The sequence below is a fragment of the Planococcus citreus genome, assembly GCF_003664125.1.
Lineage (GTDB): Bacteria > Bacillota > Bacilli > Bacillales_A > Planococcaceae > Planococcus > Planococcus citreus.
The window spans coordinates 1,420,992-1,438,139 of the sequence record NZ_RCCP01000001.1 but is presented as its reverse complement, the minus strand read 5'-3'; the positions used below and the strand labels follow the sequence as shown (position 1 = coordinate 1,438,139).

The 17,148-nt window shown below is 48.1% G+C and carries 14 protein-coding genes; 8 read left to right on the top strand and 6 right to left on the bottom strand.

Annotated elements, in window-relative coordinates; genetic code table 11:
* Nucleotides 1–104 precede the first annotated feature (104 nt).
* Complete coding sequence (locus DFR62_RS07095) at nt 105–1,763, bottom strand: M4 family metallopeptidase (RefSeq protein WP_121299085.1); 1,659 nt, start codon at nt 1,761–1,763, stop codon at nt 105–107.
* A 410-nt stretch (nt 1,764–2,173) separates the two neighbouring features.
* Here DFR62_RS07095 and DFR62_RS07090 point away from each other — a divergent pair, with 410 nt between their 5' ends.
* Both DFR62_RS07090 and DFR62_RS07085 read left to right on the top strand, forming a co-directional pair.
* Nucleotides 2,174–2,644, top strand: a complete 471-nt coding sequence (locus tag DFR62_RS07090) for a peptide-methionine (S)-S-oxide reductase (protein WP_121299083.1) — start codon at nt 2,174–2,176, stop codon at nt 2,642–2,644.
* A gap of 21 nt (nt 2,645–2,665) precedes the next feature.
* Complete coding sequence (locus tag DFR62_RS07085) at nt 2,666–3,058, top strand: ion channel (RefSeq protein WP_121299082.1); 393 nt, start codon at nt 2,666–2,668, stop codon at nt 3,056–3,058.
* A gap of 60 nt (nt 3,059–3,118) precedes the next feature.
* On the opposite strand, the gene DFR62_RS07080 is transcribed toward DFR62_RS07085, so the two are convergent.
* The gene (locus DFR62_RS07080; RefSeq protein ID WP_058382479.1) at nt 3,119–3,949 is read right to left on the bottom strand and encodes an SDR family oxidoreductase; all 831 of its coding nucleotides are present in this window, start codon (nt 3,947–3,949) and stop codon (nt 3,119–3,121) included.
* A 242-nt stretch (nt 3,950–4,191) separates the two neighbouring features.
* Here DFR62_RS07080 and DFR62_RS07075 point away from each other — a divergent pair, with 242 nt between their 5' ends.
* From DFR62_RS07075 to DFR62_RS07050, 6 genes are all read left to right on the top strand, one after another.
* On the top strand, nt 4,192–5,526 hold the full coding sequence (locus DFR62_RS07075; RefSeq protein ID WP_121299080.1) for a hypothetical protein: 1,335 nt from the start codon (nt 4,192–4,194) through the stop codon (nt 5,524–5,526).
* Nucleotides 5,527–5,785: 259 nt separating this feature from the next.
* On the top strand, nt 5,786–6,358 hold the full coding sequence (locus tag DFR62_RS07070) for an MEDS domain-containing protein (RefSeq protein WP_121299078.1): 573 nt from the start codon (nt 5,786–5,788) through the stop codon (nt 6,356–6,358).
* A gap of 160 nt (nt 6,359–6,518) precedes the next feature.
* Nucleotides 6,519–7,394: a GAF domain-containing protein gene (locus DFR62_RS07065; RefSeq protein WP_121299076.1), complete on the top strand. Its 876-nt coding sequence runs from the start codon at nt 6,519–6,521 to the stop codon at nt 7,392–7,394.
* A 193-nt stretch (nt 7,395–7,587) separates the two neighbouring features.
* On the top strand, nt 7,588–7,770 hold the full coding sequence (locus DFR62_RS07060; RefSeq protein ID WP_121299074.1) for a hypothetical protein: 183 nt from the start codon (nt 7,588–7,590) through the stop codon (nt 7,768–7,770).
* Nucleotides 7,771–7,930: 160 nt separating this feature from the next.
* A complete protein-coding gene (gene cls / locus DFR62_RS07055) occupies nt 7,931–9,391 on the top strand; it encodes a cardiolipin synthase (protein ID WP_338324995.1) in 1,461 nt (486 codons plus the stop codon).
* Nucleotides 9,392–9,629: 238 nt separating this feature from the next.
* Nucleotides 9,630–12,494 carry an ATP-binding protein gene (locus DFR62_RS07050; protein WP_121299070.1) on the top strand — a complete coding sequence of 955 codons (2,865 nt, stop codon included), beginning with the start codon at nt 9,630–9,632 and terminating at the stop codon, nt 12,492–12,494.
* A gap of 160 nt (nt 12,495–12,654) precedes the next feature.
* Here DFR62_RS07050 and DFR62_RS07045 read toward each other — a convergent pair whose 3' ends face one another.
* The 4 genes from DFR62_RS07045 to DFR62_RS07030 are packed head-to-tail and all read right to left on the bottom strand — an operon-like array spanning nt 12,655 to nt 17,088.
* Nucleotides 12,655–13,011, bottom strand: coding sequence for a response regulator transcription factor (locus DFR62_RS07045; protein ID WP_112229757.1), 357 nt, complete (start codon nt 13,009–13,011; stop codon nt 12,655–12,657).
* A gap of 17 nt (nt 13,012–13,028) precedes the next feature.
* On the bottom strand, nt 13,029–14,426 hold the full coding sequence (locus DFR62_RS07040; protein WP_112229759.1) for a glycosyltransferase family 2 protein: 1,398 nt from the start codon (nt 14,424–14,426) through the stop codon (nt 13,029–13,031).
* The gene (locus DFR62_RS07035) at nt 14,426–15,478 is read right to left on the bottom strand and encodes a HEAT repeat domain-containing protein (RefSeq protein ID WP_121299068.1); all 1,053 of its coding nucleotides are present in this window, start codon (nt 15,476–15,478) and stop codon (nt 14,426–14,428) included. Before DFR62_RS07035 ends, DFR62_RS07040 begins: the two co-directional genes overlap by 1 nt.
* Nucleotides 15,475–17,088: a diguanylate cyclase gene (locus DFR62_RS07030; protein WP_121299066.1), complete on the bottom strand. Its 1,614-nt coding sequence runs from the start codon at nt 17,086–17,088 to the stop codon at nt 15,475–15,477. Before DFR62_RS07030 ends, DFR62_RS07035 begins: the two co-directional genes overlap by 4 nt.
* Nucleotides 17,089–17,148 lie beyond the last annotated feature (60 nt).

Sequence of the window (17,148 nt, the reverse complement as noted above, 5' to 3'; positions counted from 1 at the left end):
GCAATAAAGCACAGCTGAATGGAATCAGCTGTGCTTTATTTATGGATAAGGAGCGCAAATGAAAGCTGCGCTTATAGCTGCGTTATGTTGCTTTGGCCGATCGATCAGTTAACCCCGACAGCTGAGAATGCCGCTTTGACGCTTGCGACTTCAGCGCTCGATGCCCCGTACAGATCCGTTGCCGCTTGGATGGTGGAAACGCGGAAATGGCTGTAGTTGGAGTTCGGCGTCAAGTATTGCGTGAGTGTGCGGTAGTAGATATCGCCCGCTTTATCGTTGCCGATGCCAGCGACCGTCACGCCGTAATGCGTGCCGCCATTGGCGAGCAGGAACGCCGCTTTATTGCTGATGCCAGAGTTGATATGGACGCCGCCGTAATCACCCGTGCCCGTATAGCGTTTCGAGTAATGGTCCGGGTCTCCGCTTAACGTCGGGTCTTCCATCGAGCGCAGTGCATCGCCCGCGACGCTTGGCGTATAGATGTCTTCGCCCACTTGCCAGTCCGGCTTGTTGTTGAAATGATGTTCCACAAGCGTTCCGAAGATATCGGACATCGACTCGTTGATTGCGCCTGACTCGTTCTGGTAGATCAAGTCGGCAGAAGTATCCGTCACAGCGTGAGTCAATTCGTGCGCGATAACATCCAGCGCACCGGATAGCGGCACGAATGTATTGCCGTCACCATCGCCGTACACCATTTGGGAACCGCTCCAGAACGCATTATTATAACTGCGTCCATAATGGACAGTGGAGATCAATTCAGCGCCGTTGCCGTCGTAGCTATTGCGGCTATGGACGTCTTGGAAGTAATCGTAAGTTTGGCCAGCATAAGTATGGGCATCGACCGCTGCGCCGTCATAAGCGGCGTTGTAGACATTGTCGCTATCAAGCCATAACGTGCCCGGCGTACGTGTACGGTTTTTCGCGTCGTACGTGAAAATGCCGCTGCCACGCGTGCGGTCGACCAGGTAAGAGCCATTGCTGTTGACTAAAGTATTGAACGATTTTGTATCGCCCAATACGCCTTTGCCGGTCGCTGTCGAATCTTCTCCCGTCAAACTCGCACCGCCCCCAGAAGGTTTCGCTTCATGGATCTGGTTGTAGGAATCGAGGATGTCACCCGTTTTGGCGTCCACGAAATATTGATAATTCCCCGGTTCCGGATAGAGGAATTCGAATTCAGCGCTGTAGGCAAAATGCGCTTGACCGTCTTTGGAATAGATGACCAACTCCGGTGTCACTTCAGCTTCAAGCTCCGGGGAACTGCCGATTTTTTCTTTCAGGTCAGCCGCTGCTTTTTCGACTGCAGCATCGGCTTTCACCGTAGCACCTTTTTTCAAGGATTTTTTATCGTATAATTCCGGCGCCAAATTCCCGGAGATGGACGTAAGCACACCGTCTTGGTCGACGTGGGCGTTGATCACGGACCCGAACACGGGAACACCTTTAAATTTCTGCTGGAGCTTCACTTTGGTGAAGCCGAGATCATCTTTTTCCTGACTGATGACTTTGAAGCTGGAAAGGTCTTTTTTATCAATTTTATATGTGTCTTCGTTTTCTTCCAAATATGTAAAGACAATTTCTTTTGCATCTTGATCGGACGGTTCAGTCAATGTCCCAGAAATGAAATCAGGTGTCTGTGTGTCTTTGTTGACATGGACTTTTTCTGTTTCCTGTTTAGATAGGGTATCGGCGGAAACCGCTGTCGCGGATAATGCGAGTGAAGCTGCCAAACTTAAAGTCAGTAATTTCTTTTTGCTCATCAAAAGTCACTCCTTCTCGTCTTACCGGTATTGCAACTCGGTAAAAACATCATAACTATTTAATTATTCTGAATATATAGTGTAGAGTATATATTTTCATGAGCACCCAAAAGTGAAGATTGCACCGCCGGAAATTAGCCTTGAAAATGCTTTTGTATATTCCATAGGCCAATCGAATTTGCCGATAGCGCTATTTCGCTAGAGAAAAAAGACGCCAGAGATTCAAACAGCCAATTATTCTCAAAAAGCGGTTTATTGAAACAATAAATCCCGACGGAACTTAAAAATGAAATGAGGCCATTAAGGAAGGTTCATGTTGAATTCCTTGAAATGCTATACTGAATGAAACAGCTCGGCTCGTGTGAGAGAGCGATAGAAAGATCCATTTACAGGGGAAGAGGAGTGGCAATATGGAGACCATCTATTTTGCAGGCGGATGCTTATGGGGCGTACAGGCGTTCATCAAGACTTTGCCGGGTGTGGAGTCGACCGAAGCGGGACGGGCAAACGGCAGGACGCAATCGCTAGCAGGCGATTATGATGGCTACGCGGAATGCGTCAAAACTACGTTCGATCCTTCGCGCGTGTCGGTCCAACAACTGATGGAGTATTTCTTTGAAATCATCGATCCCTATAGCGTCAATAAACAAGGCGAGGATGTCGGAGAGAAATACAGGACCGGTGTCTATAGCGAAAGCCCCGAGCATTTAACGGCGGCGAAAGCCTTCATTAATGAAAGAACGGATTCGGCGCGCATTGCAGTCGAAGTCTTGCCGCTTGAAAACTACATAGCGAGCGCAGCAGAGCATCAGGACCGTTTGGACAGATGCCCGGATGATTACTGTCATATCCCAACAGCTTTATTGACTAAGTATGCGTAAAGAAAAGAGCGTGATGACCCGATGATTTCACTTATACTGACCTTAAAGCGCTTGCTGTCCGCCATCTACCGCATTGGCAAAGAGCCCTTATTCAGGACCTTGCTGCTGACTTTGGCGTTCATCGTGCTGTCGGGAACTTTGTTCTATTATCAAATAGAAGGCTGGGCCTTGTTTGATGCCTTTTACTTCGCGTTCATCAGCCTGATTCCGACTGGAGTCGATACGGGTCTCGTGCCTAGCGGCAACCTGAGCCGAAGCTTTACGATGATTTATTTGGCTGTCGGTGTTGGTGTAATGGTCATGGTGTTGATGAGGCTCGCATATGCGGTAGTGAAGCTCGAGCGGCCGGAGCAATTGGACGTGAAGGCAGGCAATCTTAAGTCTAAACCGAAACAGAAAACCAAAAATAAATAGTAAAAACCCCGAACGGGCTGCTGGTGAAAGCGGCTGCCGTTCGGGGTTCTTTTTGTATTCTTATTGTTCTTTTGTGGTCGTTTTTTTCCAGCTGTCGTCCATGACCATTTTGCCCGGCCATGTGTAAGCGGTGAGGCCGCCGTCGACAACGATGTCTTGGCCCGTCAGGTAAGAGCTGTCGCTCGAGACGAGGAACAATACCGTCGTAGCGATTTCCTTCGGTAAGCCAAGGCGTCCTAGAGGAGCGAGCCATCTATTGCTTTCTCTGAACTCACGTCCCGCTTCTTCCTCTTTAGAGCCAGCTAATTCATCGATCAGCGGTGTTTCAATCGTGCCAGGGGATACGGAATTTGCGCGGATGCCGGATCTTCCGTATTCGATGGCGATGGATTTCGTGAAGTTGATGATGCCGCCTTTTGCTGCGTTATAGCCGGAGCGGTCCAAATCGGCAAAGCTGCCGGACATGGAAGCGTTGTTGACGATCGCTCCGCCATTGTCCATCATGAGCGGGATGAAATATTTGCTCATCAAGAAAGTGCCGCGCAAGTCAGTAGCAGTGATGTCGTCGAACAAATCGACCGGATACTCATGCACTTTGCCGCCTTCCTGGTCGATGCCGGCGTTATTGAACAACGCATAAACCGTTCCGTATTGTTCTTTTACTTGATTGGCGAAAGATGTGACGTCCTCTTCCTTGGCGATATTCACCTGGAAGCTTTTCGCCGTGCCGCCGTTTTCGTTAATCTTGGCGACTGTTTCCTGCAATTCTTCTTCTTTAATATCCGCAAGCAGGACAATCGCGCCTTCTTGTGCAAACAGTTCTGCCGTCGCTTTCCCGATGCCTGTCGCTGCGCCTGTAACGACGGTTACTTTATCTTGTAATTTACCCATGTTCTGTTCCTCCTCTATATAGTCTGTTCTTGAAAATCCTATTATCTAACCGGCCATATCTTGTGCCGGGGCTTTCGTATTTAAATGACGATACTTTATCTTAACTACCACCTGAAATGGGCGCTAAACCGGCTTTTCCAATGTAACCGCTTAACCGGTGCGAACTTTTTTTGAGAAATTGTGATCTAATTTCAAACCCGCTCCGTTGAGCTTATAGGAAAACAAAACAGAGGAGTGGTTAGATGAAAATGAAAAAGCTTTTACTACCAGTAGTAGGCGCGTCGCTTTTGGTTCCGGGAATCGGTTCTACCGTGTTGGCAGCTGAAGAAGCACCGCCGACGGAAACAACAGGCGTCGAACTTCGCGCAACATTGGATTCGTTATTGTCCGAGCATTATGCGCTCGCAGTGGATTCCATGATGAAAATTTATGATGGCGACGAAGCAGCAGAAGAAGCCATGGCAGCACTCGATGAGAACGCAGCCGATATGGAACCGGTCATCGCTTCCGTTTACGGAGAAGATGGCGGAGCGGCTTTTGTTGAAATCTTCGATAAGCACAATATGGGAACAGATGATTACGCAGCGGCCGTGAAAGCGGATGACGAAGCGATGCAACAAGAAGCATTGGATCAAATCCAATCATTCGTCGATGAAATGGGCGAGTTCCTCGGTACGGCTACGGAAGGAAATCTTCCAGAAGACGGTGCGACAGCCGCACTTCGTGAACACGAAGATTACGTGCAAAATACGTTTGATCTTTATGTAGAAGGCGATTACGAAGCTGCTTACACGATGTACCTTGAAGGCTTCACGCAAATTTTCGGTGCAGGCAGCGCCATCAGCGGAGCGATTTCGGCGCAATTCCCAGATCAGTTCTCTGATCCGAACACACCAGCCGGCGACTTCCGTTCGACAGTGAACCGCATTGCAGCAGAGCATTTTGCTCTCGCGCAATTGAGCATGGCAAAAGGCTATAACGGTTCGGCTGACTTCGATTTCGTCAACTGGGCACAAGACCAAAACACTGAAGAGTTCCGTTCGGCTCTAGCTTCTGTTTACGGTGAAGAAGCGAGCAACCAGTTTGTGGAACTATGGAATAACGAACACATCGCTGTCCAAGGCGACTTGGCGAACGCGACAGCTTCAGAAGACGAGCAAGCGAAAGAGCAAGCCGTTTCGACTTTGACAAGCACATTTGCAACAGACCTTGGCACATTCTTGAACAAAGCAACAGAAGACCGCATGCCGTTGGATGAAACGATTGCAGGCGTGGAAGCGCATGAACAATCCGTTGTAGATACTTTCCAACAGTACGTGAACGGTGACTATGCCGCGTCATATGACACATACCGCACAGGTTATGCGATCATGTTCGATATCGGGAAAGGATTGAGCGGCGCAATCGTCGACCAATTCCCAGAGAACTTCGAGAACACAGCTCCTGACAAGATGCCTTCAACTGGATTCGGCGGCATGTCTGGCCAATCCAATACAATGATCTTGTGGGTAGCACTCAGCACATTGATCTTCATGGCAGCTGGAACACTGACGTATCGTCAAACTAAAAAACAGTAACTTACGATTGAAAAAGAAAGGGCCCAAGCCCTTTCTTTTTTTTGATTGGGGCTGTGTTCTCTCTTGTTGTATAAGTTCTAAAACGGTGTATATAGTGCTTAACGTCCAGGCTGGAAGGTATACGAAAGAATAACAGCAGAAAAGTACAGGGTAATGGTATAATTTAATAGAAAGAAAGCTGTTTTTCTCGATTCTCCAGTTTGTCGAGTGTTGAACTTCTTTTTTGGTTGAAATTACGTGGAGAAAGAAGGTAGATCGCTTGAGAACTAAAATGAATCAATTGCTTGAAAGCCAGCGCAGTGTTCATGTGCTATATGCTTTCGATGGAACTGAAAATTATGTGAGACAGCTATTGAATTACATAGACGAGGGAATTCACGCTGGTGATCATATTTTGATTGTTGAAAATGAGCGAGTGACGTTCAAAATCAAACAAGAGATGGGCAAACTATATAGTGAACAACAAATAAAGAACGTACATTTCGTCAATAGCCTTCATTTCTATTGGTCGAGTGGAAGTTACCATCCACCCGCCATCCATGAGTATTTCACCAAAACCGTGGCCCCTTATATTGAAAACAAATTGAGCTTCCGGTCATGGGCGCATGTGGAATGGGAAAGTGTGAAAGAACCATTATTCCTTATAGAAGATTTCGAAAAGATTGCGGATCGCGCAGTGAATGAATTTGACTTCCCGCTGGTTTGCGCTTACGAAAAAAAGAAAATGCCTGTTCATTTAACGGAAAGCTTGATGAAAACCCATCCATATGTCTTGATGGAAGACGAATTGATTGCTTCGCCTCAGTACCAATCTGTGTCGAACCAGGCCTAAGCCTGGTTTTTCATTTAGCCAAAACTCTGTACAGCACGGGTTCCGTTGAATTCATCGGTGCCAGAAAGCCTGCACATTGCAATCGAAGAAGCGCTTATAGTATCGTTAGGAAAAGTGCGCCAATTTTCGCTTTGGACACTCCCCATAGAGGAGGGATCACATGCACCACCAGACAATCAGCCCTTCCAGAAAATTTCAGAACTTCAATGATGCAGCTAATCAGATCTTGAACATGCTGAGCAAGCAAATGGATATCAACACGCTCTTCATTGCTGAAAATGACGGAAAAACCAATACCATCAAGAAAGCGTTCAATAGACACGAAGAACTGGTAGTGGAAGACAGCCAGTCGCCGCTTGACCAGACCTTTTGCAGCTTAGCGATCAATTATGGGCAGGAGCCGCTATTGATCGAAGACATCTCAAAAGACGACAATGCCGGCAAGCTTGAGATTTCGGCACAATTCGGCAACGGCGCGTTCATCGGCATCCCGATCTATTACGAAAGCGGGGAAGTGTACGGCACGATTTGCGGCTTGGACAAGCATCCGGTTTCGTTCACGGAAGAGCAGCAGGAGATGTTCGAGATGATGTCTTCTTTGCTGAGCTATATTTTGGAACTCGACAAAGCCCAAAAGGAAATCCAGACCTTGTCGTCGCCGCTCGTGCCCTTATCGGATGAGATTTCGATCTTGCCGATTATCGGCCACATTACCCTTGAACGCGCTTATCAATTAATCGAAGACGTGGTGATGAAAGCAAGCGAAGGCATCGATTTCCTGATTTTGGATTTCTCGGGCATTACGCAAATCGACCCGCGCATCGAAGAGCCTTTACTGGATTTGATCAAAGCCTTGAAAATCATGGGGATCACCCCAATCATCACCGGCATTTTGCCGACGATGGCAATGAACGTCCCCCATTTCGCCCATTCCCTGAAAGGCGAACGAATGGAAGCGACGCTGAAAATTGCCATTGAACAGCTTGGTTTTGAGTTAACGAAGAAAAATGAATTCGCTAACTCCCGTTGGAAATAAATTAACGGGAATTCTGGCCCCGTCTGGAGATGCTTTAAAAGCTTCTCTAGACGGGGCCGTTTTATTGCTTTTATTCAATTGGAAAAACGAAGCTATACAAACCAATTCGATGTGTTGGCCGCTGGCAGAAAGGGTAAAGTGTTAACACAAGAAAAATGGGTTCAAAGCTTAAAAGTGAAAGGAGGGTTTTCGAATGGTTCAATCCAAATGGGTAAAGCTAGGGTCGGCGGCATTTCTGTCAATTGGCATGCTGGCGGCTTGTGGAGATGCAGAAGATGAGCAGCCTGTAGATGAAGATGTGGATGTGACGCCGGAAGAGGGAGAAGAAGAACTAGTCCCTGAAGAACCGATCGCGGATGAAGAAGATGAAGAGTAAGGGCAAAACATAGGCCAAACGCACAGCGTATTGGCTTTTTGCCTTTTTATAACTTCTCCTATCGGAGGATGCCTTTATCATCAGCTAGGTATGGGACGGGGATAAGTACTAGTGGTTCTTTGAATCGAAACTGCACAATAAAGCCGGAGCTTAAGGAGGGATTAAGATTTCATTTGAGTGGTTCAGTGCTATAAGCAACCTTTTCATAATTGTAAATATTGTGCTGGCGTTTTTCATTTTATTTTTTGAGCGGAAAACGGCTTCTTCGGCATGGGCATGGATTTTAATCCTGTTCTTTATCCCGATCCTCGGCTTTGTGCTGTACTTATTGTTCGGAAAACCTTTGAGGCGCAGCCGGCTGAATCGGCCAGTTGCTTATGAGAACCGTGATTTCATGGATCTGAAGGATCGCCAGCTTGCGGAAATGAAATCAAGAAGCTTCCAGCCGCCATCTGCCCTAGAAGGAAAATGGATGGATATTGTCCAAATGAATGCTGCGCGGACCGATGCGCCTTTGTCGACAGCCGCTGATATTCAAATCTTCAATGATGGCAAACGGAAGTTCGATGCCTTGTTCGACGATATCCGCGCCGCCTCAAAACATATCCACCTCCAGTATTTCATCCTTAATGACGACGATCTGGGACGCTCACTCATGTCGCTTCTCACTGAGAAAGCAGAAGAAGGTGTCAAAGTGCTATTCCTATACGATGATTTGGGGTCGAGCAGCCTGCCGAAGCATTTCTTTGATGCGTTCCACGGGGCAGGGGGCAAATCGGCTGCGTTTTTGCCGGCCATGCTGACGAGCATCAACCCACGGCTCAATCACCGAAATCACCGGAAATTGGCGGTCATCGATGGACGTATCGGCTATACTGGCGGCTTTAATGTCGGCGGTGAATACATCGGCAAGAAAAAAGAGTTCGGCTATTGGCGCGATACGCATCTGCGCATTGAAGGGCACGCGGTGCATTCCCTGCAAAACCGGTTCTTCATCGACTGGAACCAAGCTGCTGAAAAATATCCGATGAAGTATGCGGAAACTTATTTTCCGGAAATGGATCATCCGTCCGGCGTTCCGATGCAAATGGTGGCAAGCGGGCCACTGGAAACGCATGAAGACATCAAGAACGGCTATTTGAAGATGATTCATCATGCCCGGGAGTCGATTTATTTGCAGACGCCTTATTTCATTCCGGATAAATCCATCATGGATGCACTAAGAACGGCGGCTCTCGGCGGAGTGGACGTGCAGTTGATGATTCCTCATTTGGCGGATCACCTCTTCGTCCATTCGGCGACGCTTTCCTTTGCTCGTGCATTGATCGAAGACGGCGTCAAAGTCTATAGCTACCAGAACGGGTTTCTGCATGCCAAAACACTCGTTGTTGATAGGGAGGCGTTCTCGGTCGGCTCGGCCAATATGGATGTCCGCAGCTTCGCGTTGAATTTCGAATTGAATGCCTTCGTCTATGATGGCGAATCGGCACAGGAAATGGCGGACTTGTTCCTGCAGGACCGCAAACTCGCTGTCGAATTAACAGAAGCGGACTTCAAGGAACAGCACTGGATTGAAAAAGCCAAACAGGACATTGCCAAACTGGTGTCGCCTATCTTATAACTTATAACGCCCGCTATCGTTTTTGCGGGAAAATCATTCAAGCTCGGGGCTTTCGTTGCCTCGAGCTTTTTTTGCTGTTTTGATGGAGGGTCTTTAAGGAAGTGACGCTTGAAAAAAAGATTCTATAAATACGCAAAATCATATACTATGACAAGAGAAGAAATTTTACAATGAAGGTTAAATTTTGAAAATTTTTTACTGTTATATAAAACCAATGAAGAACGGGGGGCGGGGCATCATGCATAAATCATCGGAAAAAGGCATCAGGCACAAATATCTTCGATTAACCTTATCTTCATTGCTTATTTGTTCATTATTGATTGCGGGCATTTATTTCTATATGAACAAACAGCAACAAGACAGGCAGGCGGAATACGATTTGCTCGCTGAAAAGCAGGAGACGCTGCAAGGGCTTTCCGAAGCCTTAAATCAGCTTTTTTTCCGCACAAGAGGGTATTATGCTTTTCAAAATCAGGAAGAGCTGAGACTAGCGTATGTAGAGCTGGAAATCTTGAAGAGCGCGATTGAAAGGCTGGAAAGTTTGTCGATTACGAATGAAGAACAACAGGAAATTTCGGATTTGTCTACATTTATAGCGACATTCGAGCAACAAGTATTTCCCAATGCGCTTGAAGCGGTACAAAACGATGATTATCAAGCGTTGAGGAACCTGTCCAATGATGGCACCAATGCTGCAGTAAATGAATTTGTCGCTTTTGCCGATGAATACAAAACCGCATCCGAAGCAGAATTGGAACAATTGAACGAAGACATGATCAGGCAGTCGGAGAATTTTTCATTCGCGTTGATTTTATTGTTCATCCTGCTATTCATTACCACGGCCTTGATCATCTATCGGGCCATGAATGATATCGTCAAGCCGTTGGAAGGCATGCGCGAATCCATCGAAGGGTTCGGCAATGGCGAGCAAATGTCTTACGCTCCTATTGAACGGAAAGATGAGATCGGCTTATTGTCGATGACTTTTTACCGGATGATGAATACCATCCGCGAAAATCAGGAAGACCTCACTGCCCAAAACCAGGCATTACTGGTGAACAAGGGCCAACTGCAGGAAAAGCAGGCAGAACTTCAAGAGGCACTGGAAGAAACCGGGAAGACGAAAGACCGCTTGATTCGCTTCAACGATTTGAACCATATCCTGTCGTTTACCTTGGATAAACAGAAATTGATCAATGCCACGCTCAAGTACTTTACCGATACCTACGAGATCGATACGGGCGTGCTCTGGCTGCCGGGTTCTGGCGAATACGCGCTCAAGGGCTTCACGGAGAACATGTTCGAGCAATTCCAGGAGCAGCAAATCCCTTATCTATCGGCCCGTTTGAAAGAAGATGAATCCTTTACGGTCACAAGGGAAGCGCTGGAGCAAAAAGGCTTTGTGGACGGGCCGGTCTATATTCATGATTTATACGCATCTGTAAAAAATGAGCAAAACGAAGGCATCGCGCTGATTGGTTTGTCGCGCGTCGGCAGAGCCTTTTCAAAAGAGGAAGAAGCCGATATCGACGGATTGTTGAAACGCATCCATTTGGCAATCGACCGGATCCAATTGTACGACGCGGCAATCCATGAACGGACATTGAACGAACGCATCGTCAATAATATCAATGAAGGCATCCAGTTCATTGCAAAAAATGGCAGCATGGTGCAGCGCAATGAAACGATGTGCACGATGCTGAGCTGCGGCAATGCGCCGCTGGACGCGGTCATCACACAAGACGTGTGGATTCACCGGATGGCCGAACAAACGACCGATCCACAAGCGATGGTCGATTTCCTCAGCGCCTGCATCCATGAAAAAGGAAGCGAAGCAAAGACCTTCCAATATACGGTCAAAGCCCCGTATGAACGGGTCATCGATGTTTATAGCACGCCAGTCATTGTCGACGGGGAGCGCACAGGGACGATCTTTGTTCACCGCGACATTACTAGAGAACACGAAGTCGACAAGATGAAATCCGAATTGGTCAGCACTGTCAGCCATGAACTGCGGACGCCGCTTTCGAGCGTACTTGGCTTTACGGAGCTGCTGCTCAATAAGGAATTGAAACCAGACAAGCAAGTGCGCTACTTGAAGACGATTTATAAAGAAGCGATGCGCTTGACCAACTTGATCAACGACTTTCTGGATTTGCAGCGGATGGAATCCGGGGATCAGGTATACCGGATGGATAAGCTGTCGATGAATGAACTGGTCATTGAAGCGGCCGAAAAATTCAGGACGCAATCGACGCATTCCATTGTCTTGGTTGATGATGCATCGGACGTTAAAGTGGAAGGCGACCGTGAGCGCTTGGCACAAGTATTGATGAATTTAATCGGCAATGCCATCAAGTTTTCCCCGGAAGGCGGCAATGTGACCATCTGCATGAAAAACCATGCCAATAGTTTGCGCGTGTCGATCCAGGACGAAGGAATCGGCATTCCGGCTGAAGACATTCCGAAGCTGTTCTCCAAATTCCAGCGCATCGACAATAGTTCGCGCCGAAAAATCGGCGGAACCGGTCTTGGACTCGCGATTTGCCAGGAAATCATCGTCAAGCACGACGGCAAGATTTGGATCGAATCACAGGAAGGGCAAGGCACGACCATCCACTTTGAATTGCCGCTTGTCTCCGGCATGCAGGAGTATGTCCCGCAAGATGGCGCAGAAGAAAACCCGCCTGTGATGATTGTGGAAGACGATATGAGCCTTGCATTGTTGTTATCGGAAGAGCTGAAACTTAACGGTTTTAAAGTGATTTACCACACCTCACCGAGGGAAGCCTTCAAAGAAGCGAAGCGCACGCCTTTGGTCGGCGCAGTCGTCGACATTATGCTCGGCGAGGAATTGAGCGGCTGGGACTTGGTCGATATGATGAAAGAAGATCCGGCAACGCAGAATATTCCGATCGTCATTTCTTCCGCACTCGATCCATCAACCGATGCCAATAAAATTAGCAAGATTAACCATTACCTGACCAAACCGTATGCGCCGGTGAATTTGTCGAAAGTGATGAAGAACCTGCAAAACGGGCAAGAGCAAAACGGCGTCATCTTCTATGCCACATACGGCCTGGACGACGAGCCGGAGAGCTAAAAAATAGTAGAGGGAATTGAAAACGACCAGCTCCTAAGATAGGGGCTGGTCGTTTTTTGTAGTGTTAAATATTTTTCTATTTCAGATAGATATAGTGTGCGGAAGCTCTTCTCATCTCAATGAAGCAGTGGGCTATCCAAGCTTCGGAAAACACAGTTTATCAGGACACCAATATATCTTCCACAAGCGCCAAGAGTTCCATCGGGCTGAACGGCTTGGACATAAAATAATCCGCCCCGTTCAAGATGGCTTTTTCGCGGTCCGCGTCTTGCGCTTTCGCGGTCAGCATCAACACTTTCGTGTCGTTTTGGTCTTTCCTGACCTCCTCGAGCACTTCCATGCCAGTGAGGTAAGGCATCATATAATCCAGCACGACCAAATCGTAGTCATTAGCCCGGATCTTCTCCAGGGCTTCTTTGCCGTCTTCAGCCTCTTCAATCAGGAAGTCATCTTCCAATGTATCCGCGATCAGGATGCGCAAAATATCTTCATCATCTGCGACTAATATTTTCTTCATAAGTATCCTCCTTGCAATTAAGTCGAAATTCCTTTGCGTTTCATATCGCCCCAATGCGCTTTCTTTTGGAAAGTGGCAATAATTCCTCTGACTCGCCACAATACCATAAGCGGGCGGTACCAAAAGGCTTCAGTCAATGCCCAGAAATACAGGCGCATCAAATGGGAAACCTTCGGATATTTGTGGAGTGTCAATTCTTCCAGCAACACGGCGAGTGCCGAAATGAGCGACCCGTAGAACACCGTCACCAAGAACATGACGCCGGCGACTTGCGGATCGACCAGCGAGAAGAAAAAGCCGCCGAAAATGATGAAATAACCGATAAATTCGAATACGGCGCCGAGCAATTCGACAAACAAGAAATAAGGCATCGAAAACAAACCGATCGAACCGTATTTCGGATTGAGCATCATTTTTCTGTGATTCCATAAAGTTTCAAGCAGCCCGCGCTGCCAGCGAATCCGCTGAGACCTGAGCACTTCCAGCGATTCAGGGGCTTCTGTCCAGCAGACGGGGTCTGGGATGTATTCAATGCGCTGCTTGGATTTTTCTTCCCGCAGCAAGCGGTGCAGCCGGACGACCAATTCCATATCCTCGCCGACGGTGTTCTTATTGTAGCCACCGGCTTGGATGACGCGTTCTTTGTTAAAGACGCCGAAAGCCCCGGAAACGATCAGCAAAATATTCAAATGGCTTAATGCTAGGCGGCCGATCAAGAAGGCGCGGAAATACTCGACGATCTGCATGAGGACGATCGGGCTTTTCGGCAAGCCGACAATTTCCACTTTGCTTCTGGAGATGGTCGAGCCGTTGGCGATTCGGACAGATCCGCCGGTGACGATGATTTGGCCGTCTGATTCGATAATCGGTTTCATGCATTTTAACAAGCCGTCGTTTTCCAAAATGGAATCTCCATCAATCGCACAGAAGTACGGGAAAGAAGAGAGATTGACCCCGGCGTTCAACGCATCTGCCTTGCCGCCGTTTGCTTTTTTGATGAGGCGGATATAAGGGAAGATCGAGGATTGGTAAATGGCCTCGACTTCCGCGGTCTCGATGTGTGTGCGGACGGCGAAAGGAATTTTTTTCATCTTGAATTCTTCAATCATGCGCAGCGATGTGCTGTCTTTCGAGCCATCATCAATGACGATGATTTCTTTTTCGGGGTATTCCAGTGCCAACAACGAACGCACCGTGCTGACAACGCCGACTTCTTCATTGTACGCAGGCACGAGGATCGACACCGGATAAGTCGATTGGTTTCTTAAAAAATCTTCTGTAGACTCTCGCTTATCGAGCTTATTTTCTTTTTTGACTTTCCCGTATGCAAGCGCAAAGAGCCCGAGATAGCTCAGGCTTGAAAAAAGCATATAGGCGATGACGATATAGGATAAAATCAGCGCTACTTCCTGCATTATTGTTCACTTCCTAAAAGGGAGGTTTTCCATTGATTCGCCATGTCGCGTGCATAGCGGTCGGGATGGCTTTCTGCGAGATGGGTAAGCACGATATCCCCTTCAGAAAACTGGGTCAAGGCTTCGGCTGATGAGTAGCGGACCCACCACACCGGGTCCCCGAGCAGCTCACTGAGCATTTCCTTATAGCGCGACAATTGCAGCTTTCCGGCAATCTGGGCAGCGAACATGCGCTCAGGCCAAGCGGTCGACTCGAAAAACGGCGCAAGGGCGCTTGGGGAATTCATGTATTGCAGGTGAAGGATCGCTTTCAGTGCCTGAATGCGCATCTCCATCTCGGGGTTCTGCAATTCTTCTTCAACGCGGGGAAGAAACAGCGTCATGCCGGCCATGCCGATATAGGAAACAGCAGAATGTTTCAACGTCTGGTTGTCGTTTTCTTCGTTTAAAGCAGCATCCAACTCATCCAGTTTCGTCAGTTCATCCAACCGTTTGAAAACATCGATATACAGGCGGGCGGGGGCATCGGGGTATTTCGCAAGCGCCTCAATGGCCACCGTCTCATTCAAAGAAGCGAGCGTGCGGATCAATTGCTGCGTCTCCTGGTCGAGCCGGGAACTTTTCGCTAATTTTTCCTTTAGCTGTGGAACGAGCGACTCCATCCGAAAGTCTTCGATGAAATATAAAGTATTCATTCGCATCGCCCAGTTTCCGCGCTTGAGGAGCTTCATATAGCGCTTGGAAAGGAATTCTTCCGACAGGCGTGAGACAGCAGGCGAATCAGCGCCACCCTTGGTGACGGATACGTAATGGTTCAATAAGCGTTCCAGCACGACCAAATGGTAAGGGGAAGCTTTCAATTCTTCGATGAACCGTTCGTCTGAAGGATCCATCATATAAGAGCTGAATGAATCAGTTAAGGCATCGTATTGGCCGTTGATTGCGGCTTCCCGTTTATTCGAACGCTGCTTGCGCCAAGCTAAGATCAATAAGAGAAGCAATTGGCCGAGGAATAGGGAGGCAATGAGGATCCAGAAATGGGATAAGTTCACTGGAACATCCTCTTCGTGAGCCGCTGTACGCGGGCTACGACTTCCTGTGCATAAAACGGTTTGACGATGTAATCATCGGCTCCGCTCTTCAAGGCCAAGACGATATCGGATTCGTTGTTGCGGGATGTGAGCATGGACACGACGATATTGTCATGCGGATATTGTGAGCGTACATGGCTCAGCACTTCCAGCCCGTCCATTTTCGGCATGACGCCGTCCAGCAGGATCATGTAATTCTCATCCGGACGGTACCAGTCGGAATCGACCAGCGCGAGACCGTCTGCGTATTCTTCAATCTGGATATCGAAATCCTCCGCTTTCCAATTGGAAAATTGCTTGGCGACCAGTTTGCGCACGAGTGAGTCGTCGTCGACAATGACGATATTCAATTTACGTTTTAAGTCATGTTCTTCGGATTCATAGACCATCGTCTGGTTGCGCCCGTTTCGTTTGGCTTGATACAAAGCTTTATCGGCTTTATTGACGATCGTTTCCTGTTTGAGCCGGTATTCGCTGACGCCGGCAGAGAACGTCAAGCGAATCGGCGCGTTGGCGTGAATAGCGAATTCCGTCTCAGATAGCGCCTTATGCAGGCGATCGATGAATGCAGCAGCTTCCTGCGGCTTGGTCTCGGGTAGAATCAAGGCGAATTCCTCTCCGCCATAGCGGAAGAACGAGTCCGATTCACGTTTCAAGTTCAACACAAACTGGCTGAAGGAACGCAAAACCTCATCTCCCACTGAATGCCCGTGGTCATCATTGATTTTCTTGAAATGGTCCAAATCGAGCAATGCCAATGTAAACGGTTTTCCGGTTCTTTCAGCGAGATTGGTCATTTGCAGCAGGACCTCATCAAAGGCTTGGCGGTTTCCGGCTCCGGTCAATTCATCAATTCGCGTGTCTTGCAAGATGATTTCCTGGCCACGCAGGCGATTGGCTAAATAGGGAAGGAAATACGCCATATTCAATGGCTTGGCCAAAAAATCAGTGGCGCCGACTTCCATTGCCCGGATGTGGTGATCGATCCTGTCATCTTCACTCATGATGGCGAGGGGGAGGTGGCGGCTTCTGCCGGCTTCGGCAATTCTTTCGGCCAGGCTGAACCCGTCAACATCCGGCAGCTTCACATCCAATAACACCATTTGCGGATGCAATGTGTAAAATAGTTCCGTGCCTTTTTGGCCATTCAAAGCGATGACGACAGGAATGCCTTTAGGCTCCAATGTCTCTTTGAGCTTCGCGGCGAATTCAGCATCGGAATCGATGACCAATACGAGGGCTTCTTCACTCGAGGTTTTGCTTTCCGGCGCCTCCAACTCGGTCTCTTGTTGGCTTGCAGGCTCGTCAGCTGCAAAATAATTTCGGAATGAAGACATGAATCCTGCCAGCGAATCGACAGCAAGCAATTCGGTGTTGTGTTCCGAGAAAGCATCCAGCTCGCGTGCGCAAAACTCGGACAGTTCCATCATGCCAATCGTTCCGGCAGTGCCTTTCATCGTATGCAAAAACCGGTAGACTTCGCGTTCTGGAATTGTGCCTTGAGCAGCCCATTTCGAGAAATCCCGTTCCATTCGTGTGGCAAGTAAAGCTTTATAATCTGTTTGGGCCAATTTCTTTCACCGTCCTTCAAAGAATGTCCCGAACTTGATGTGGGACGATATGCGGAGTAT